The sequence below is a fragment of the Desulfobotulus sapovorans DSM 2055 genome (assembly GCF_059569355.1).
In genome coordinates this window covers 1-19,960 of the sequence record NZ_JCANVJ010000025.1, presented here as the reverse complement: position 1 = coordinate 19,960, position 19,960 = coordinate 1, and the positions used below count along the sequence as shown (strand labels likewise).

Here is a 19,960-nt window from a genome sequence, read left to right as displayed (position 1 = left end):
CGTGAAAAGGAGGTGCTTATGTTGCGGGAAATCGTTCATTATACGCCTGAAAACACAGTACAAAGATCCATCGAACTATTGATTAAAGCAAGTGTTCGTCTCAAAGGCAGGTTAATGTCGGAAGGATGGGTTGGGTCACAGGTAGTATCTGATATTGGGAACGAAATGGGTTATACCACAATGGTATTTGAAGGATCGCCCGGAAACTTGACGGTTAAGGGATGGAAAGATGCTCAGTCGTGGGAAGAAGCAGAAGATCGGTTCCAAATATTGAGCTATGAAACATACATTTTTCCGGAGAGAAATAAACGGGAAAAAGAAAAAGAGGAATTGGATCATGGGGAACAGTCCAGTGCAGGTGTCAACCCTGGAAGAAGATATGAAGATTGTCATGCAGCGTCTTCAGGATCTGAGGTCTGGCCGCAGTACCAGTATCAGCCTGGACGAGGTTGAAAATTTTCTTTTCCGGGGAAAAATAAAAGCTTGCCAAGGATAACTCCCTTCAGCAAGCAGGAAAATTTGATCAGGGCTTGCGGAGTCTGCATACCTTCCACAAGCTTTTTGCTATTTCAAAATATAATTACATATCTTTTTCTGATGGTGTATCTTGTTCTTGCGTTGTATTTTCTGCTGAATCTCTTATTAAAACATCTGCTTGTTGTGATGTCATAAGGATACATCCTGCGCTTGCATCTCTAAACATTTTGCCACAAGTCTCTACGTCTGATACGGTGTAAACTTGTCTACAACCTGTTTTTTCGCTTTGCCTTGTCATTTGTAAAGCGATTACTTCCTCATCGACACCCCCTTCAAGCATTCTGCCTACTCGATCAACGGCACGCCCAAGGCATTCCTTTGTCGTTATTGTAGTAGGGACTCTTTCAATTTTACCGACCTTACCGCCGTCAACCAATTTAAGTTCTCTCATAAATACCGCCTTTCAAAAAAAATCTGAAAAAATCCAGCTTTAAAATATCGGCTGGTGCTATGAGGCATGAAGTTAAAGCATGAAAAGTGGCTGTCAATAAAAACAGAAAAAAAACTGCTATACAAACAAAGCTGGTTACGGACTTCGTTATGAAGAATGGGAAGAGATTGAAGAGAAAGCAGAAACAGGATTACAGGCTGTTTTTCAAGAATTTTTAAAACAGGACTATTCTTATTTTTTGGAACAAATCAAAAAAACCGTCAAGCTCCAATAATTCAGTTTTTAGCAGTTTTTAAGGAAAGCATCTTTTTTCATATTTTGAAAAAGGCGTTTTTTTAGGTCTGATAAGTCCACATATCCGACCTAGAGTATGTTTTTATTAAGAACCCCAAAAAAAACCTATTTTCATCCGCTTCACATTATCCAAAAAAAACACAAGTTCTTGTTTTTCAAATTTCATACTTTCTTGCTTTTTCACACGCAATATCCAAAGATCTATGAATTTCCTTCAGGCTCCATATTTCAACTTTTGGTATTTTTAGTTTTGCTCCTTTTTTGATCTGTCCGTGTATTCGGAATTGTTTTGCACTAAACAGGTCTTTATGGATTTTGAAATAATATATTATTATGAAGCCATTGGTCATCCAATAACATATATGGTCATCTTCATTATTGTTCTTTTCTCCCATGTTCAAAGAAATTAAAAGATTGTCAATTATATCTTGATTCACCTCGTTTGTAGTATCAATAACTTTCATTACAGAGATAAGAATAAGGTTATCAAGGTTTAATGAAGTACCAAGCTTAATAGAGTTGTTTTTTATGCAAGAAGACAAAATATCTTCCATTTTTTTCCCAAGATTAACCCCAGAAAACTCAGGTAATGTGGATATTGATCCTTTCCAAAGTACACTTATCAAATAAAGATAAAATATTTTATATGTAAAATTACTCAATTCAACATAATTGCTTGTTTTTTTTACACCGTTACTGGTTCTAAATATTCGAGTTCCATATCTTTCATATTTGTCAGACAATATTTGCTCACAAGCTGAACATAATAACTTTTCAGTTGGATTTGAATTTGTTTTTTTTGGAATAGAATCAACGTCACATATCACCTCGATAAGCTGAGGGATGTCTTTCTTTAAATTTTTATAAATGGATCGTGGTATTATATGTGAATTTCTAAGATCATCATTTTTGCCACATAATTTACAAATCATTCTAAAAAATTCTCCAAAAAGAATCTTTGACATACCAAGTATTAAGGGGATGATGTAAATGAAATTAACATCGCTGCTATGGCACTATAAAATATATAATTCCAACAATAGCAAATGTCATTATTATATTAGATAATACAAACAATATATCGAGTCCTGGAAATACTTTATGATGAGAATATGTATGATCTACTTCCATATATCCTGGTACCGATTGAAACGTTTTCATTCTTTTTGAAAGAGCTATTTCTCTATTAGTCATCAGAATATTTAACTGATTGATTGATTCATATAATCTACCTTGTCTTAGTTGACTATCATCAATCATAATAGAAAAAATCTCCTTTTTGCGCATTGTTAATATCACTAATTCAAACCAAAAGAAGAGGACACATAAGAAATATCCCAAATGGAAGCAAAATCTGGATAAACTCCTGCGCCATTGGCAGTGCCCATTCAGAAAAAAAGAACTGCATCATAAAAAAATAATTTTTAAAAAAAAAGGGAAAAGAATGCCCAAAATATTTTTAAAAATTATTTCCGGGGGCCAGACGGGTGATGACCTGGCTGCCTTGGATCTTGGGATACCCCATGGTGGATGGATACCCAAAGGAAGATTGACTGAAGCTGGCCCTCTTTCTGACAAGTATCTGCTGACGGAAATGAAAACCAGGAGCTATTCTAAGAGAACTGAATTATGTTTATTGAAAATATGTTTTTGATTACCGATTCTGACAAAATGAAACCAAGCAGAGCCAACTATCGAAAAAACTACAATAGCACTCCCTTCATCAATAAAATCTTCATCAGGTAAGTATTGTGCTTTCAAATTACCGATTGAAAAAGCGATGCCTTCATCAGCATTATTAAAAGCAAACTTGTAAAGTTGCCTTAATGCCAGCTTATTGTGCTTCAAGCAGCTCTCTACGCAACACCATCTATCTCCAATATTAAAATAGTAATTATTTTTTGCATTGGGAGACGTAACAAGATTTTCGATAAATTTTGAGTCAATTTTTCCATTTGCTAATTCATTCAAAAATTCAGAAAAAATCATATGCTCCTTCAATTTTGATCTACACCCTTCTAAAACTCAAAGTTATCATGCATTAGAATTGAAAAAAGGTAATAATCTCGTAACTCTATTCAACTCTCCCCCCAACCCCCTTAAACTTATCAATGAATGCAGCTATCTTTTGAAAGACGCTTTGTTTTTTGGTCAAGTATTGGGGATTAAGCGGACTCATTTTTGGAAGGACCGCATTAAGCTCAGTCCCGTTTTCACTGGCATATTCCCGCTTCAAAGATGCCATGATATACCGCCTTGCTGCTTCTGTGTTGAGGTTTTCAGCCTTTATCAATTCTTCTGCTTCTCGTTGCTGTTCGGCTTGGGCAAATGCAAAAAATTCATCAATTATACTGGTCTTATCAAGAATGTTGTCCAGGTCGGTTTGATTTATAAAATCGACAACCAAACTTTCCTTGGCACGGTTTCCAACACTTGACCGAATTAAACGCCTTACTTCTTCTACCAGTGCTGTTTTATCTTTAAATGTTTTATTTTTTTCAAAAATCAATTCCAGAATATAATCCAGATTTATTTCTTGTGATTTCAAAAGCTCCACTTCAAAGACGACATCATCCCAATCAATGTTGGATTTTTCATTGTCGGCCCCCATTTTTTCACGCCGGAGCCAATCACGTATGTCATTATAGCTTGAACGATAATCCTGAACTGTACGCTCCGGTGGTACTGGTATTTCCTGCATCATGGCTACATCTTCATCACTTAAATGGTGAGCTGTCTTAAAATCCTCTACGGCTTTTGGATCAGTCATATCTACTTTTTGCAAGGCTTTTAAGCCTGCAAATTCATCAAAGTTTTGAAGTATATTCTCAATCTTCAAATATTCACCGAATAATTTTGCAAATTCTTTTTTGTCTGTTTCAGTGACAATTTTATCCGGATCAGGAAAACGCTTTTGCAGTTCATCCACCACTTCCAGATAGCCACGGCGAGCTTCACCACTGGCAATATCAGTGAAGCCTTGCATATATTCTTTGTAGCTTTTTTCAAGAATTACATTTTTTGTATTCTTGTCACCGAACAGAGTAATTGCATCAATGGTGGCCTGCTCCAGGTCACGGAAGGTAATAATGTTGCCAAAGGTCTTTGTTGCATCATAAATGCGGTTTGTTCGTGAATAGGCTTGCATCAAGCCATGATAGCGAAGGTTTTTATCGACAAACAAGGTGTTCAGGGTGGGTGCATCAAAGCCTGTCAGGAACATACCGACCACAATCAACAGATCAATTTCTTTATTCTTTACCCTACTGGAAAGATCCCGATAATAGTTTTGAAACTCATTGCCTTCAACGCTGTAATTGCTCTTAAACATGGCATTGTAATCATCTATGACCTTACTTAAAAACTCTTTGGCACTGCTATCCATTGCAGAAATCTCTAAGGTTTCATCAAGGATTTCCCCTACAGCACTTTGCTCTTCATTGGCTGCAAATGAAAATATTGTTGCAATTTTTAAGGGTTTGTCACTCCCCATTTGCAGATTGTTCAATGACTCATAATAGAGCTTGGCTGCGTCCACGCTACTCACGGCAAACATGGCATTAAAGCCTTTGGTACCCATCTGTAAGCGGTGTGTCTTCTGCCTGAAATTCTGAAGGATGTATTGAGAAATTTCTTGAATACGGGCGGGATGCAGTAAGGCTTTTTTATTTTCTGCTGCGGATAATTTCTTTTCGTCCTGCTCTGATTCAATTTCCTTAAACTGAGGGCGTACATCGTTGTAATCTACTTTAAATTTTAATACTTTTTCATCCCTGATAGCATCGGTAATCACATAGGAGTGCAATTCACAACCAAAGACACTCATGGTAGTTTCTGATCCCAGAGCATTTATAGGGAAAATTGGTGTCCCGGTAAAACCAAACTGATAATATTTTTTAAATTTTTTCTTGAGTTTTTTTTGTGCTTCTCCAAATTGAGATCGGTGGGCTTCATCAAAAATAAAAACCACTTGCTTGTTGTAGATAGGTAAGGCATCTTCACTTTTCATTAAATTATTTAATTTTTGAATGGTTGTAACAATAATTTTATTGTCATTATTTTCAATATTTATTTTTAGCTTTGCGGTACTGTCTGAGCCATTGACACTATCGGGAGAAAATTTTTGATATTCTTTCATTGTTTGAAAATCGAGATCTTTCCGATCCACAACAAAAAACACTTTATCAATAAAATCAAGCTCTGTAGCCAAACGAGCTGCCTTAAAACTGGTAAGGGTTTTGCCTGATCCTGTTGTATGCCAAATGAAGCCCCCGCTTTCAACCTTGCTCCAGTTTTTTGCCAAGTATGAGCTTTGTATCTTCCATAAAATGCGTTCTGTTGCAGCAATTTGATAGGGCCGCATCACCAGTAAAGTATCCGTAGTATCAAATACTGAGTAGTGCAGAATCACATTCAAAAGGGTGTTTTTCTGAAAAAAGGTTGCGGTAAAATCTTTGAGGTCTTTAATAAGGCTATTGTCAGATTTTGCCCAATTCATCGTAAAATCAAAGCTGTTTTTATCCCGTGTAATCGTATTGGCAAAATACCGGGTGTCTGTGCCGTTTGAAATTACGAAAAGCTGAAGATATTTAAAGAGTGATTTATCGGTATTCAAGCTCTCTTTGCTGTAGCGGTGTATCTGATTAAAGGCTTCCCTGATTGCCACGCCCCGCTTTTTAAGCTCTATCTGTACCAGGGGCAGACCATTCACAAGAATGGTTACATCATAGCGGTTGGCATGGGTTCCTTTTTGTTCAAACTGCTTAATAACCTGTACCTTATTCCGGGCAATAAATTTTTTATCGACCAGATAGATGTTTTGGATATGCCCATCATCAAATACAAAATCAAAAATATGGTCATTTTGAATTTTGCGGGTTTTGTCGATATTGTTATCGCTAGGCTTGTCTAAATACTGTTCAACAAAACGGAGCCATTCACCCTCTGTAAACTGCATATTATTAAGGGCCTGTAACTGCACTCGGACATTGGCAAGCATGGTTTCAGGAGTATTTAAATCCGGCAGAAATTCATAGCCTTGATTGACCAAATCCTGAATAAGCTCCTTCTCCAAGCCAGCTTCGCTCTGATAGCCACCGCCCTGCTGCTCAATTTTGATATATTTATCCAAAACGATAAAGGAGTTAGTTTCTGCAATGGGCTTGTACTTGGTCATACTTCTGCCTCTGATTTTGGAAAAGTTAAAAGCATATTGCGGTAATATTCATACTGCTTTTGACGCAGTTCTATTTCACGGGGAAGACCTTCGGTGATGGAGGACGTTAGGGCATCGAATTTGTCTAAAATGGATACGATACGGGCTTGTTCTTCAAGGGGTGGAACGGGAATAGGCATTTTTTCAAACGCTGTTTTTGATAAACGGGGTACACTAGCACGGCGAACTTGACCAGAAATTTTTGTTTGCTTAGTCAATAGAAAATAATATAAAAATTTACTTTTAAAATTGATGTGATCAGTAAAATAGTAAACATCATCAGCAGCCCAAAAATCTACACTGCTATACCCAATTTCACCAGCGGCACCAGCACTAATAATAAAAGTTGTATCAGCTTGCACATTACTTTCATGGTAATATCCAAGAGGAGTCATGCTATTTTGAAAAACTGCATAATTACCAGTTTCTTCCAATTGACTTTTGACAAGTCTTTTACCACGTTGAATTTTAGTCACCTCCCCCAATAACTTCCACTCCACCTCCCCATCTTCAAAGGTCAAAAGCTGGTCTCGGTAATATTCATACTGCTTTTTGCGTGCTGTAAGCTCGGCTGTAAGCTCGGCTGTAAGCTCGGCTGTAAGCTCGGTGAAGGTGTCCAAAATGCGGACTATTTCGGCCTGGATTTCGAGGGATTTGGTCGGGTTTTCGGGGCAGGGGATGGGGATTTGGAAATCTGATATCTGTTGAAGATTCAAATTTGGCTGTGCAGATACTTTATTGAACTTCTCAGCGTACTCTTTCATTGCACTTGTTTGCAAATAGTAATAGACAAACTTTACGTTAGCACAAGGTTCTAAACGGATAATACACAGGGCTTGATTAGTGTTCGCAGGTAGAATGTCTTTAGTAACTATCGCACACTTACCGATTGAACCTGCAATTGCAAAAAGAATATCATTTTCATCTAAGATTGACCGTTTGAGTTCTTTTTTATGAGTATCCTCAGAAATAAACATAAATTTTAGAGAATCAATACCACCATTATTAAAGCTTTCGGTTTTAACATAGTTAATACCTGAAACGGAATAATTCTTAGGCGTGGTACCTTTTGTAATTAACTTGGTTAAAGCCCCCAACGCCTTCCACTCCACCTCAACCCCATCCAGCAATTTTTCTATATAGCCCATTTTCATGCCTCAATCTCCGCTATAATAGTATCAATATCAGCACGAAGGCGGTCAATCTTTGCCACAGTGGTTTGAATCTCCTTGTTCAGTACCTGAATATCAATCTTATCCCGTGTATCTTCAGCAACCACATAGGAGCTTACGGAGAGGGTAAAATCATTTTTGGCTATGGTATCGAAATCCACTGACTTAGCCACATGGGGCACATCTTCTTTGGTGTCGAATATTTCCATGATGCGGTCTATGTGAGTATCGGTGAGGATATTGTTGTTGGTTTCTTTTTTAAAGAAATCTGCACCACTGGCATCAATGAACTGGATTTTGTTTTCAGTTTTATGCTTGGAAAGAACCAGAATATTGACAGCAATGGAGGTGCCAAAAAAGAGGTTGGGAGCCAGGGAAATTACGGTTTCAATATAATTATTTTCCACCAGATATTTTCGTATTTTCTTCTCAGCACCGCCACGGTAAAAAATACCAGGGAAACAGACAATGGCCGCACGGCCTTTGCTGGAAAGGTAACTCAGGGAATGAAGTACAAAGGCAAAGTCCGCTTTGGATTTCGGGGCTAAAACTCCGGCAGGGGCAAAGCGATCATCGTTAATGAGGGTTGGATCATCACTACCAATCCAGTTAACAGAATATGGAGGGTTGGATACTATGGCATCAAAAGGTTTTTCATCGGCGAAATGCGGTTCTAAAAGGGTGTTTCCCAGGGCAATATGGAACTTGTCATAGTTAATATTGTGCAAAAACATATTCATACGGGCAAGGTTGTAGGTGGTGTGATTGATTTCCTGACCGTAAAAACCTTCTTCTATAATGTGGTTATCAAAATGCTTTTTTGCTTGCAGGAGAAGGGAGCCTGAGCCTGCTGCTGGGTCATAAATTTTATTGACGGATGTTTGTTTGTGCATGGCAAGCTGGGCAATGAGCCTTGAAACACTTTGCGGAGTGAAAAATTCTCCCCCGGATTTTCCCGCATTGGCGGCATAATTTGAAATCAAAAACTCATAGGCATCACCGAAAAGATCAATTTTGTTTTCATTAAACTGACCAAGGTTAAGTCCTGCTACCCCTTTGAGAACAGCGGATAGACGGGTGCTTTTTTCTTTGACGGTGTTACCCAGGCGGTTACTGGTTGTGTCAAAGTCTGCAAACAGGCCCTTTATGTCTGTTTCGGATGGATACCCGTTAGCAGAGCTTTCTATGGCTGAAAAAATGGCTGCTAAATCGGTATTGAGATTCTCGTTTTTATGTGCATTTTTTTCAATATTTGAAAAAAGCTGGCTTGGGTAGATGAAATAGCCTTTGGTTTTAATGGCATCATCTTTTATTTCTTCTGTAATGACCGTATCTGGGAGTTCTGCATAATTTACACTATCATCCCCCCCTTCTATGTAGCTGGCAAAGTTTTCACTGATAAAGCGGTAAAAAAGCGTACCTAAAACGTACTGCTTAAAATCCCAACCATCTACGGAACCACGAACATCATTGGCAATTTTCCATATCTGGGATTGAAGTTCGGCTCGTTGTCCGTTGCTTGTCATTGTGAAACTCCAGTATAATTAGCTGAAATCAAAATAAAGAAATACAAATATCACTCAAAAAATCTGGTAACACAGGTATTTTTCATATGCGAAAATTTCCTTTTGGACAAGCCACCCGACTATTTATAATTTTCAAAACTTTTTTGTATGGCGATAATCATAATCTAAACTTGATTACGGCTCCATGCTGCGGTGGGATGGATTTACCAAAGGTCAAAATCGTAAAAAAACGGCTCCTAACTCCGTAAAAAGTCGTGTCCCTTGACAGCAATTAAGTGGCAAGTACGGGGTACGCCATTTACAGAACAGCCAGAGACCAGCCCGATCTACGGACAATGCTCTTGCAGGCGCAATTCTTAAAAGAGAGAAAAAGGGAGCAGAGCTGGATCCCGAACATGCAGGCAGCCTGAAAAAAATATTTAAAAATTCCTGATTCCTGATATCAATGGCCAATACTTTTGACCCATATATGGCCATTAAAAATGCCCTCCTTCAAACGAACGTGACTATTCTTCAGGTTCCACAACTCTGACCGCCTTTCCACCACATATTTTGCAGATACCACCAATAATAAGGGCTTTTCCTTCCATCCTACCTTCCCTCAAATGGATTTTAAAATCAAAAAAGAGCCTCCAATTTATAAAAAAAATCCCCGGCAAAGCCAGGGATTCAGTGGGGGGGGAATTGACTTCACTTCATATGTTTCTATCCACGCCTTGAAAGGCGACAACACCCAAAAAATTATTTTTTGGAATCTACCAGCTCTTTCAGAGCTTTTCCACATTTAAAAAACGGAAGTTTTTTGGGTTCTATCTTGACCTGTTCCCCGGTTTTGGGGTTACGGCCAACGTAGCTCTTATAATCTTTCACAAAGAAGGTGCAGAATCCCCTAATTTCTACCCTTTCTCCATCAGCAAGAGCTTCCGTTATTGAGCCAAAAAAAAGTTCAATCACCTTTTGAGCTTCATCCTTTTTTATGCCTGCTTCATTTTGTAGCTTTTTTATTAGTTCTAATTTATTCATTAAAAATATCTTTTTTTAAAAAGGTAAATAAGAAAATATTAGAATTATTGCTGAGTTTTGTCAATAAAAAAAGGGGCTTCCTCTTTTTAAGAAAAGAGAAAGCCCCTTGTACTTTTTGTTTAAAAAATAAATAAATATACGGTAGTGAAAAGCACACTTCCCATTTGTACGCCAACAAATATTCTTTTTATGCTGATGCCCATTGTTCTTCCTCCTTGAAAAATTGAAAATAAAAAGTTCAACTCCAGAATTTCCACCAAATCCTTTTAAGAATTAAAAAAATTTGATGGAAATTCTGTATGTTGAACGAAGGAGAAAGAACATGAGCATTAGCGACACAAGGTATTAACCCTGTGTCGCTATGCTTCTTTTATTTTTTAAAAAAAGAACATGGCCGCTTGCGTGACTCATTCCTTTCCATATGGCCTGAAATCAAATTTCAAAACCCCTTGATTCCAAGCATCATTGATATCACCTGTACCGCCATACCCATCTTTTGATAGGACAAAACAAATCTTGCCCTTTGAAATGGCATACTCGGCAAGGCGATGTGTTATTTCCTTTCCTGCACTATCCGGATCAAGGCAGAAAAACAATCTCTTTGCCGGGAGTTTGTCGATCAATAACCGACTGGTATTCCCGTTCAAAGATATTGTCCTGTTTGCCAAGGTATGGTTTTTCTCCACAAGAGAAAGTGCATCAAAAATGGCTTCCGCGATAAAAACCGAATCATTTTTAACCGATGCGGCCCTATCCATATTCCAAGGCCCCTTTGCGCCTGGGAGGAAATCATGCTTCAAGACTTTGTACCAATCTTCTCCTGAAGCATTTCCATTTTCTATTGTTCTCCCGTATAAATTTAAAATTTTTTCTCCGAAGGCATCGTAGATGGGAAAAACGATTCTCCCCGGATTCCACTGTCGGATTTTTTGGCCGTTGTGAATATGAGGCCATTCACCATGAGACGCAAACCGAACGCCGAAACGTCTTGCCGCACCATAAATTTTTCTTCTTTTAAGATAGGCTTCTCCTTCTGTGTGAAAATGAGGGAGACGCATGTATTCTTCCGTATAGTCCAGGTGAGCAAAGCGATCTTCTGGACTTTTGCTGGATGCAGCAGGGAACGAAGTTGCAAAATCAATTACAAACCCATTCCCATTTTCTTGAAGGGTTTTAAGAGCAGCCTTGAAGCTTTCGCCCCTTGGCTTTTCTTGCCCTGAAATCCATTGCAGATACGTTGCCTTGTACCCGCAATTATTCAGGCGGTTACATGAGATAACCCGATAATCTGGATCATCGTATGTAAATGCCCTTCTTTGTCCGCACCGGGGACAGAGAAGGGATATGCAGCCGTTTTGACGCTTCGGAGCTAAACCACCAGACTCAAAAAGCGTCATTTTATCGAGGCTGCGGTATGCCTTCTCCAATAAATCCATATTATCTCCCTTAAATTAAATTACGTTCTTCCCTCCATTCATGGCAGGGATCTTCGTAGTTACCGTCTATATCCCAGGTTCCGAAGTCGAGAATGTCATGTTCCTCTGCCAGAGATTCACCGGGATAGGCACGAAGCCATTCTGCTACATCAATTTTAGTGATACAGGGAAGGTAGTTTTTAGGGTCGTCTTTTTTAAAGAAAACCATTTCAATAATATCTCCGGTTTCCGTATCAAAAACGATCCTTCCATGAGAAGAATTTAAAATTCCTTGCATTAGTTTTCCTCAGTCTTTGTATATATTTAAAAAAATTTTATTTCCCCGAAGTGCATGAAGAACAGCCTCAAAAGCTTTAATTTCTGCGGCTGTCTTTTTTCTGACTTCAACAACTTGAGGATTATCTGAATTTTGCAAACTATCGTGTCTTTCCTGAAGCTTTGCTAAAATTATTTTAATATCTTTTTTCAAGATAAACCCCTTTTTGCCATTCTGGTTAAAGCCATTGGCAAATCCTCTGCTTTGTTTATTTCTTCCCAGGCAGAGAAAAAGTCTAATTTTTTGTATTCAAGGCCGATACCAAGCAAGTTAATACCGTGTCCCTTGATTTTTTCAGCCACAGATTTTGCAGTTGTGTAGCAATTTGGTTCACCATCCGTTACAACAATGATTGTTTTGCGAACCTCTCTGGGTTCACAAGACAATTCAACTCTGGCCCATTCCAATGCTGTATCAAGAGGTGTTGATCCATCAATAGATATTCGGATATTATATTCAGGTTTTATTTCGATGACAGAAAAATTTCTCATATCATCACTTGGAAACATTGCTACTCTAACCTCAGTATTTTTATGTTTTTCCAATGCTTTATACAGAGTAGCAACCGCTTCAATCGCAATACCAAAGCGGGAAGTATTTCCAAATCCTTCTTCCATACTCCCTGATCTATCTAAGAGCAGAATGAAAGAAGAATTTTGTCCCCTATTCATGGTTGATTTTTTAAAAATTTTTGTATCACCAATGGCAAGCCTAGAAGCTTTAGATATGATAATTCGCTTGCCTTTTCTTGACACATCCCTTGATTTTAAAATATCTCCTTCTGTCAAACAATTAAGAGATGACACTACCTTTTTCCATGGCAAAGGTTTTTTTAGATAAGTAAAACCATAATAGTCTATTCCTTTAAGCTTCATACTTGGCAGATAGGGTGTGTTTATTTCTTCTTCATCAAAGTCAATATGAGTTTCAAGAGCTTTAGCCATTAAACTGCCGAGGTCAAAAGACTGGCCCTGATCCCTGGTGTCAGAATCGTCCGAAGACTGGCCCTGATCCCCGGTGTCAGAATCGTCCGAAGACTGGCCCTGATCCCCGGTGTCAGAATCGTCCGAAGACTGGCCCTGATCCCCGGTGTCAGAATCGTCCGAAGACTGGCCCTGATCCCCGGTGTCAGAATCGTCCGAAGACTGGCCCTGATCCCCGGTGTCAGAATCGTCCGAAGGTTCGGCTTGATTCTCTTCTATGAGATCCAAAACCTTCAGAGCCATAATAAATACAGCCCTGGTGTCTGATTCTAATGTTAAATTTTCAACCGACCCTTTAATTCTTGAAACAATATCGGGGGCTATTTTTCGTTCCATTTCTTCCGCAAAATCCGAGAGATCTTGAGAAAGAAAATGACTTCTGGCCCAAAACAGGAGCCACATGGCTATGTATGGGATACTATCAGGAGACACCCTTGGTACTTCTAGCTCTCTATTTTTTTTTAGAATTTTTACCACTCTGTTCAAATTTTGCACACTGCCGGGATATTGCTTTCCAACAGCATACTCAATCCTGACATCCTCAAGGATGTTCAGGATACTTTTCAGGTGTGGCCTGCCTGACATAGCAGCCACCCTAAAAAAATGCATGTCCGTTAACTGAACATGCCCTGCCTCATGATCTATGTACCCATGAGCAAGGGCATGTCCTTCCGGAGATTTTATTGAATCAGGAAGAAAAATTGATAAGCCATCGGTGCTGGCCGTGTCAAAATTCCCAACCTGGATCGGGATGTTTTTTTGCTTCCCTATCATGCTTGCTATTACTTTGAGATCTTTCATTTATTCTCCTTTAATAATTGAATAAAAAAGGGAACAAAAATCCCCGAAGGGAAAATTGCTCCCTCCAGGGTTAAGATCATTGTTCTGATTTTTTAAAAATCTACAAAGGGAACTTCCCCTATGGGATCTTGTTTTTGGACTTCAGGCTCATTCTGATTTTCAAGCCAATTAGGAGCTTGTTGTATTTCTTCTTCTCCAAAAATCCAATCTTCGTTGGGAATGGGGTCTGGGTCAGAAAAATCAAAAACGTTCTGCTCTTTTATTTCTTCCTGATTTAAAGGATTTGTCCAACCATCAAGATCAGGAGAAGAAAAAGCAGACGAGTCAAAAGATTCGAGCAAATGCTCTGTATCTTCTGTATCGCTCCCTGTAGCTATCGGTGCCAGAGTCATAATCTCCATTATCAGACCAGAAGCCGTGAAAGCTTCTGAGCCTGTAAGCTTGCCTAGAGGCAATTTTGTCAGCTCGTCATCAATCCTCTTGAGGTTTGGGCCTAAAGAGGGCTTGAGAAAAGCCAAGCTGGTTGCCTTTTCCAGCAACTTTCTAAATTTTTCCATAGGCCGTGCGGTGATTTCCGCACGGTTTTGAAAGCTTTTTTCCCAAAGTTGCCTAGCCTCTTCCTTAATTTCTTCCTGAAAATTTTCGGCCAAGTCATCAAACATGGCCACTACCTCATTCTCAAAACCCGGTGGGGCCTGAATCTGGAAGAAAGAAAATGTGAAACGGAATTTTTCTGCAATGTCCGCTGTACTTTGCGGATGAATAATGCTTCTCCATTTCTCCGGGAAGCCCTCTAGCCAAGTCTGAAGTGAAGTCTCATATTTTTGCAGGAACAATTGCTTGCTCTGCAAAAATTCATCCCTTTTGATTTCCAGCAGTTTCTTTACTTCCCCTGCTTTCGCAAGGGGAAATGCAAAGCCTCCCAAAAATTTAACCCCTGTTTGTTCAAGGGCATGAAATGTCTGTTGCCTGATACGGGCAAAATCCCGTAAATCTTCGGGATTACAGACCTTTTTCTGGCCGAAAGTAGCCAGTTTTTGGGGTGGAAGCTCAGAAGAGTCCAGGCCCAAGTCTTCTGGCCTGATAACTTTTTTTCCAGCCCACATGGAAACAGCCACATTGACACAGATAAGTTTTTTATTATTAAGCATTTTTTTATTCTCCTTAGTTATTTTTGAATAATTAAAAAAGGAGAAAACACTCACCCAAAGGGGTAAGCATCTTCCCCTTCGGGTTTGAAAAAATTATTTTTTATTCTGTCTCTGTTGCCTCACCAAAAACACGCTGCTTCATACTTCGCAACGCTTCTTGTTCGTCCTTGGGGGCCTTTGCAATCAAGGAAACCTCAAGGGCTTCCAAGATTACGTCATGCCCCGCCATGGCCCGTTGCCAAATGTAACTCGCAATCTTGACCACACGGCACAACGACCGAGTTGAAAGAGTTACAGAAAGATTTCCCTGATCGAACTGCTCCCGAACCTCGAAAGCAAAATTCACCAGCATTCTTAACGCTGGTTCAGGGATTTTTGTGGTTTGGCCCTTGAGAATCAAAATTTCTTTCTCAAGAGACATATATCCCTTTTCCATCACCCAGAATCTATCCATCGCTGCCATATTCTGGGCTACTGTTCCTTGATACCTTCCGGTATCATCGCCGTTTCCAGCGGTGTTGCCTGTAGCAAGGAACCGGAAAGAGGGATGTGGCAATATGATTTCCCCTTCATTCTCCGGGATTATTAAAGGCTGGCCCTGAAGCACAGCATTCAATCCTGCAAGAGTGCCGGGATCGATTAAGTCAATTTCATCCAGGAGGAACCAAAACCCCTTCCTCATAGAAATAGTCAAAGGCCCGTCAATCCAAGCCATAGAACCGTCTTTCTGGATTGAGATATACCCTACCAAATCAGACAGCTCCATCCGGGCATGGCCGCAAACGGTCATGCAGGGAATGTTCAGCCGTCCAGCAAATTGCTGGATAAGGCTGGATTTCCCGCTTCCTGTAGGGCCGTGTATAAAAAATGGTTCAGTTGAGCCAATATTGGCCCAAAGAACCAGAGTCCTTATTTCATCCGGGCTGAATGAATATCCCTGATCCAATTTGAAAGGGATTGGGGATGACTCTTTGCGGCCTATTACTACCGCTCCGTTGGGAAGAGACTCAAGACCGGGGAGTTTATTAAGTTGGAATTTCAAGGCTATGTCCTTTCTTTTAAAAAATTAAAAAGGGAACACAGCCGCCCCAAAGGGAAGTGTATTCCCTTCGGGATTTGAAAAAATTATTTAATTTTATTTTCGGATACTCGAATAATCGGCTTTGTAGGCCGTTATAATTTGCGGGTATCCTTCAGGATGAAGGGCCGCAACTATGAAAACCCCTTTAAACTGAAACTTCAGAGGGATTTCATTGAGTATCGGTTTTATTTTTTCGCAACCTTCCACAACTGCCCAAGGCAAGCCTCGTTCCAGTGTACGGTTGGCTGCGTGGAAGGATAATGAAGTCATAATTCCACCACCCTTCCCCCAGGAAGAATTTCAATTTCTCCCCGGATTTTTTCATTTTTTAGCCAAATCGAACCTGTGTACTGGTCTAAGAACCCACGCACACAGGCAAAAGGACACCCCTCTTCCGGAGGAAAAAGGGTAGTCAGTTTTTGTTTTTTTTCGTTCCACCAGACCAACACATCTTGCGGGTCAAGAAGACCGCAAGTGTTTAGCTGGTAGGGTTTCAGGGAGAAATTAAAATCTTCCCTGTATTTTTGAGTGTCTAAAACGGCGCATGTTGGCATGTTCGCTCCTTCCAAAAAAAGGGAACACGCCACCCCGAAGGGAAGCTTGTTCCCTTCGGGGTATTTTAAAAATTATTTTTTCTTCTTCCTAGAAGCTGTCAGTCTTGGTGAAGACTTCTTAGGCTTCAACACCTTATTGTAAATTTCAGGGAACTCATTTTTCAGTTTTTCATTATCTACAACAAAGCTATCAGAAGATGTATTTACTTTGAGAGATGTAACATATTCTTCAGTCTCATAACTGGAGAAAAAATTTTTCCCGGTGAAACCTAAAAGCTGTTCCCGGATTAGATTCTTCTCCTTTTTTAATTTATTTTCTGCTTCTTTTTTTTCAATGAAAGACTGAAGCAGTGCCGTCATTTCTGGAGGCATTTTTTCTTGAGACTTCGGTTTTGCAGGGCAATCATCCTCAAAGTGACATTCTCCGCAAAGCAAGCTTGGGCGACAGACAGGAATTTCTTTGCCGTCCAAGCAATTTAAGATGTGGAATGCCCTCTTCTCGACCTGTTTGAAAAGAAGGTTGGAGGGCTGATAGGGGCCGAACTCATACCATTCTCCTTCTTGCAAATCCACGGACAAGATGCTGCCAGTGAGATTTTCCACATGGGGGTTGTTAAGCTTGAAAAGCCCCATTTGCATCTGAAGCTGTTCAATCCAATCCCCGTAGGGTTCAAGAGGAATGGGACCACTCTTGCACTCAAGAATGTGGACCCTATTCTGGCCGTAAAATATAAAATCCAAGTGACATTTCACCATTGGATTCTGTGGGTGGCAAAGCTCAAGCTGACGCTGAGGCTTCATATTGGCGTACTCAAAAAGGCCAGCAACAATATCTTCTGCTGCATGGCCCCTTTCAAACCGTAATAGGGTTTGAGTGTCATGCTCAATCCCTACGGTTTTTGACAAAAAAGCCTTGCGGGGGCAGCTTAGATCGCTTGCACCCACATACAGGCTTCTATCCCCAAGTTCCTTTTCCGATTTTGATTTGGAAAAAGAAAGGAGATTTTTTCCAAGAAAAGAAAGGAGTTTAGACATTATTAACTCTCCTTTTCTTCAATTTCTATGAGGTAGTCACCGAAACTACCGGGCTTCCCCCAAGAATGCTCCTGAAACAACCTTTCTCCTACCCGAACCCTGGATGGGGTCGGGAAAAGCGGAAAGCCCTGGATAAAGGCTTGTCCGTTTTCTTCAGAAAAATTGGAAATTTCAGCAAGTCTATTTTTAAAAATTTTGAATATTTTCATGTTGGTTGTGTCCTTTCATTTAAAAACTAAGAAAAAGGGAACACAACCGCCCCAAAGGGAAGTGTGTTCCCTTCGGGATTAGAAAAAAAATTATTTTTTATGCCTTATTCAGCCGCCAAGTGTTTGTTGTTCCCAGACGGACAAAACCGTTCTGGGAAACGAACTCGAAAGCAGCCTGATTGCCACGGGGAACCGTGACATAAAGCCCATCTTTTTCTTCCTTGAAGGAAACCCCCAAACTTCTGAGGGTCTGTGATATGTCTTCATTCGAAACATCGGAAGGTGGCGGTTCTGGAGTAACAGGACGGGCAGCAGCAGCCGCTTCATCCGCAGCTCTGGCCTGTCTTGCTCCCAAGTCTTCTTCAAGATCTTGCGTAAAGCAGTCGGAAGCAGCCGTTGTGGTCATAACAGCATCCACCATGGCACGCTTTTTCGCCATCTTTAATACGGTGTTATAATAATCCGCAGGGTTGTCATGTTCGACTTTCTGCCCTGCTTCAGCGATCATCCATCTTCCGGAATCGTCCTTTTTTGGAACGAAGCCCTTACCCCCAAGCAGTGCGGGGTTACGGTCGTTCCAATACTCTTTTGGTACAGGTTTGTCAGTTAATGTAACTTCCCCTGTTCTATAACGGTATTTGCTCTCCATCGTTGAGCAAGAGCCAACGCCCATGCCCAACCGGAGGCCATTTGAAGAAAATAAAGAAACGGTCACCTGATACTCCCGGTGGCCGTTCTGCATTTCTGTATGACGAATTTCTATTTCAGGCAGGAGTCTAAAAACGAGCATGAGCTTTTCGGCTCCGGGTTTTAACAAAACCTTTTTGCTGCCACACCCTGGCACTGTACCGTAATGCTCATCTTCCTTCATAACAGCAGACATTAGCTGTTGTATGAGCTGAACCTGTTTAAGAATTTCCTGAACGCTTACAGCACCAGACGTCAGGGAAAAATCCGACACGGAATGAGCAGGGGCATTGGTGGGATTAAATTTGGTAATATTTGACATGGGAATCTCCTTTTCTTTCTTTAAAGATAAAAAAAGGGACACCCCTTCCCCGAAGGAAAAAAATGTCCCTTCAGAGAATAAAAAATTTGATGACGGGCATTAGATTGTCAGTTTACCGGAGACAGAACCACGCATCGAGGTTTGGTTTGTATCTCGGCCCACTTATCTTCATCCATACTCCTTTTTGTTTTTTTATAAAATTATAGTTTTTTATTAAAAAATGAACAAATAAACAGAAGTCATAAGAAGACTGCCTACTTGAACACCCATAAAAATTCTTTTAATTGAAATCATACCTTCCTCCTTTTTAAATTTAAAAACCGGAAGGCAGATTTCCCGACCGGGAAACTGGCTCCCGGAGGGATTTGAAAATAAAAAACCCCGAAGGCTTGGAAAAAATTTCCAGCTTCCAGAGTTTTAATGAGTAAATAGTTAGTCTTTTTTAAAAAAAATTAAATACTGCAAACTTCCTTTAAAGCCGTTGTATAAGGTTTTATTTTCAAATTTTTATTATTATTCTCTATGTGCCAACAGTCATATTCTTTCTGAAGACCTATCCAACTATCAAATGTTGAATTAGGAAATGCTTTTGAAAGACGAAATGCCACTTCTGATGTGACAGATACTTTTTCGTTGACAATTCCAGAGATAGTTTTTCGAGAAACACCTATATCCTTTGCAAATTGTGTCACTGAAATTTTCAATGGTTTCATATATAATTCTCTTAAAATAGCCCCAGGATGACTTGGGCATCTTTTTCTTTTTATATTCATCGTTATAATCCTTAATGATAATCTATATAGTTGATAATATAAACATTACCGCTATCAAATTTAAAAGTTATACGCCAATTTCCAGAGACCTTGATAGACCAAATTTTGTTTTGCTTTGGTTCTAAAAGATGTAAATAAGATCCTGGAAAATTCATAACTGAAATATTGTCAGCTTTGTCCAAAAGATCAAGAATCAATCCTATTTTATTTGAGTGTTTTGCTTGAATTCCTTTTTTGTTTCCAAACCAATAAAATTCTTCTAACCCTTTATGAATGAATGATTTTATCATACCTAAGCCTTTTTTAAGCTTAATCTCATCAAGTACACTTGTCAAATAAGCAAATAAACAGTTGCCATAACATGAAAAGTGAATCCTGATGGATGGGTGTTTGTCCAGAAGGATCAGCGGTTTCCGAAGAAATGATGAATCCTGATGGATGGGTGTTTGTCCAG

Annotated in this window: 22 protein-coding genes; 2 read left to right on the top strand and 20 right to left on the bottom strand. The window is 39.6% G+C overall.

What is annotated here, in order from left to right:
• The first annotated feature begins 18 nt into the window (after positions 1-18).
• Positions 19-453 (top strand): hypothetical protein, encoded by a 435-nt coding sequence (locus BR04_RS14040; protein WP_496356653.1) that lies wholly within the window; start codon positions 19-21, stop codon positions 451-453.
• Positions 454-580: 127 nt separating this feature from the next.
• Here the strand turns inward: BR04_RS14040 and BR04_RS14035 are convergent, their stop codons facing one another.
• From BR04_RS14035 to BR04_RS14025, 3 genes are all read right to left on the bottom strand, one after another.
• Complete coding sequence (locus tag BR04_RS14035; protein ID WP_496356652.1) at positions 581-928, bottom strand: hypothetical protein; 348 nt, start codon at positions 926-928, stop codon at positions 581-583.
• Positions 929-1,377: 449 nt separating this feature from the next.
• Positions 1,378-2,154, bottom strand: a complete 777-nt coding sequence (locus BR04_RS14030) for a hypothetical protein (RefSeq protein ID WP_496356651.1) — start codon at positions 2,152-2,154, stop codon at positions 1,378-1,380.
• A gap of 76 nt (positions 2,155-2,230) precedes the next feature.
• On the bottom strand, positions 2,231-2,482 hold the full coding sequence (locus BR04_RS14025) for a hypothetical protein (RefSeq protein ID WP_496356650.1): 252 nt from the start codon (positions 2,480-2,482) through the stop codon (positions 2,231-2,233).
• Positions 2,483-2,666: 184 nt separating this feature from the next.
• On the opposite strand from BR04_RS14025, the gene BR04_RS14020 reads away from it, so the two are divergent.
• Positions 2,667-2,876, top strand: a complete 210-nt coding sequence (locus tag BR04_RS14020; protein ID WP_496356688.1) for a YpsA SLOG family protein — start codon at positions 2,667-2,669, stop codon at positions 2,874-2,876.
• Here BR04_RS14020 and BR04_RS14015 read toward each other — a convergent pair.
• The 17 genes from BR04_RS14015 to BR04_RS13935 form a co-directional block, all read right to left on the bottom strand.
• A complete protein-coding gene (locus BR04_RS14015; RefSeq protein ID WP_496356649.1) occupies positions 2,831-3,211 on the bottom strand; it encodes a hypothetical protein in 381 nt (126 codons plus the stop codon). The genes BR04_RS14020 and BR04_RS14015 overlap by 46 nt on opposite strands.
• An 85-nt stretch (positions 3,212-3,296) precedes the next feature.
• Positions 3,297-6,398 (bottom strand): HsdR family type I site-specific deoxyribonuclease, encoded by a 3,102-nt coding sequence (locus BR04_RS14010; protein ID WP_496356648.1) that lies wholly within the window; start codon positions 6,396-6,398, stop codon positions 3,297-3,299.
• On the bottom strand, positions 6,395-7,591 hold the full coding sequence (locus BR04_RS14005; RefSeq protein WP_496356647.1) for a restriction endonuclease subunit S: 1,197 nt from the start codon (positions 7,589-7,591) through the stop codon (positions 6,395-6,397). The genes BR04_RS14010 and BR04_RS14005 overlap by 4 nt, the downstream gene beginning before the upstream one ends.
• On the bottom strand, positions 7,588-9,135 hold the full coding sequence (locus BR04_RS14000; RefSeq protein ID WP_496356646.1) for a type I restriction-modification system subunit M: 1,548 nt from the start codon (positions 9,133-9,135) through the stop codon (positions 7,588-7,590). The genes BR04_RS14005 and BR04_RS14000 overlap by 4 nt, the downstream gene beginning before the upstream one ends.
• A 741-nt stretch (positions 9,136-9,876) precedes the next feature.
• A complete protein-coding gene (locus BR04_RS13995) occupies positions 9,877-10,158 on the bottom strand; it encodes an HU family DNA-binding protein (protein WP_496356645.1) in 282 nt (93 codons plus the stop codon).
• A gap of 407 nt (positions 10,159-10,565) precedes the next feature.
• Complete coding sequence (locus BR04_RS13990; protein WP_496356644.1) at positions 10,566-11,594, bottom strand: toprim domain-containing protein; 1,029 nt, start codon at positions 11,592-11,594, stop codon at positions 10,566-10,568.
• A gap of 10 nt (positions 11,595-11,604) precedes the next feature.
• A complete protein-coding gene (locus BR04_RS13985) occupies positions 11,605-11,871 on the bottom strand; it encodes a hypothetical protein (RefSeq protein ID WP_496356643.1) in 267 nt (88 codons plus the stop codon).
• Positions 11,872-11,880: 9 nt separating this feature from the next.
• Entirely contained in the window at positions 11,881-12,063 is a 183-nt protein-coding gene (locus BR04_RS13980; protein WP_496356642.1) for a hypothetical protein, read from the bottom strand.
• A complete protein-coding gene (locus BR04_RS13975) occupies positions 12,060-13,694 on the bottom strand; it encodes a vWA domain-containing protein (RefSeq protein WP_496356641.1) in 1,635 nt (544 codons plus the stop codon). Before BR04_RS13975 ends, BR04_RS13980 begins: the two co-directional genes overlap by 4 nt.
• 92 nt (positions 13,695-13,786) lie before the next feature.
• Complete coding sequence (locus tag BR04_RS13970; RefSeq protein ID WP_496356640.1) at positions 13,787-14,845, bottom strand: DUF3150 domain-containing protein; 1,059 nt, start codon at positions 14,843-14,845, stop codon at positions 13,787-13,789.
• 100 nt (positions 14,846-14,945) lie between these two features.
• Positions 14,946-15,887: an AAA family ATPase gene (locus BR04_RS13965; protein WP_496356639.1), complete on the bottom strand. Its 942-nt coding sequence runs from the start codon at positions 15,885-15,887 to the stop codon at positions 14,946-14,948.
• Positions 15,888-16,192: 305 nt separating this feature from the next.
• A complete protein-coding gene (locus BR04_RS13960) occupies positions 16,193-16,480 on the bottom strand; it encodes a hypothetical protein (protein WP_496356638.1) in 288 nt (95 codons plus the stop codon).
• A 72-nt stretch (positions 16,481-16,552) separates the two neighbouring features.
• Positions 16,553-17,515 carry a hypothetical protein gene (locus tag BR04_RS13955; protein ID WP_496356637.1) on the bottom strand — a complete coding sequence of 321 codons (963 nt, stop codon included), beginning with the start codon at positions 17,513-17,515 and terminating at the stop codon, positions 16,553-16,555.
• 2 nt (positions 17,516-17,517) lie between these two features.
• On the bottom strand, positions 17,518-17,724 hold the full coding sequence (locus BR04_RS13950) for a hypothetical protein (protein WP_496356636.1): 207 nt from the start codon (positions 17,722-17,724) through the stop codon (positions 17,518-17,520).
• A 97-nt stretch (positions 17,725-17,821) separates the two neighbouring features.
• Entirely contained in the window at positions 17,822-18,733 is a 912-nt protein-coding gene (locus BR04_RS13945) for a hypothetical protein (RefSeq protein ID WP_496356635.1), read from the bottom strand.
• 452 nt (positions 18,734-19,185) lie between these two features.
• Positions 19,186-19,506 (bottom strand): HigA family addiction module antitoxin, encoded by a 321-nt coding sequence (locus tag BR04_RS13940; protein ID WP_496356634.1) that lies wholly within the window; start codon positions 19,504-19,506, stop codon positions 19,186-19,188.
• A gap of 11 nt (positions 19,507-19,517) precedes the next feature.
• Positions 19,518-19,960: type II toxin-antitoxin system RelE/ParE family toxin (locus BR04_RS13935; RefSeq protein ID WP_496356633.1), on the bottom strand; the 443-nt coding region annotated here is incomplete at its 5' end.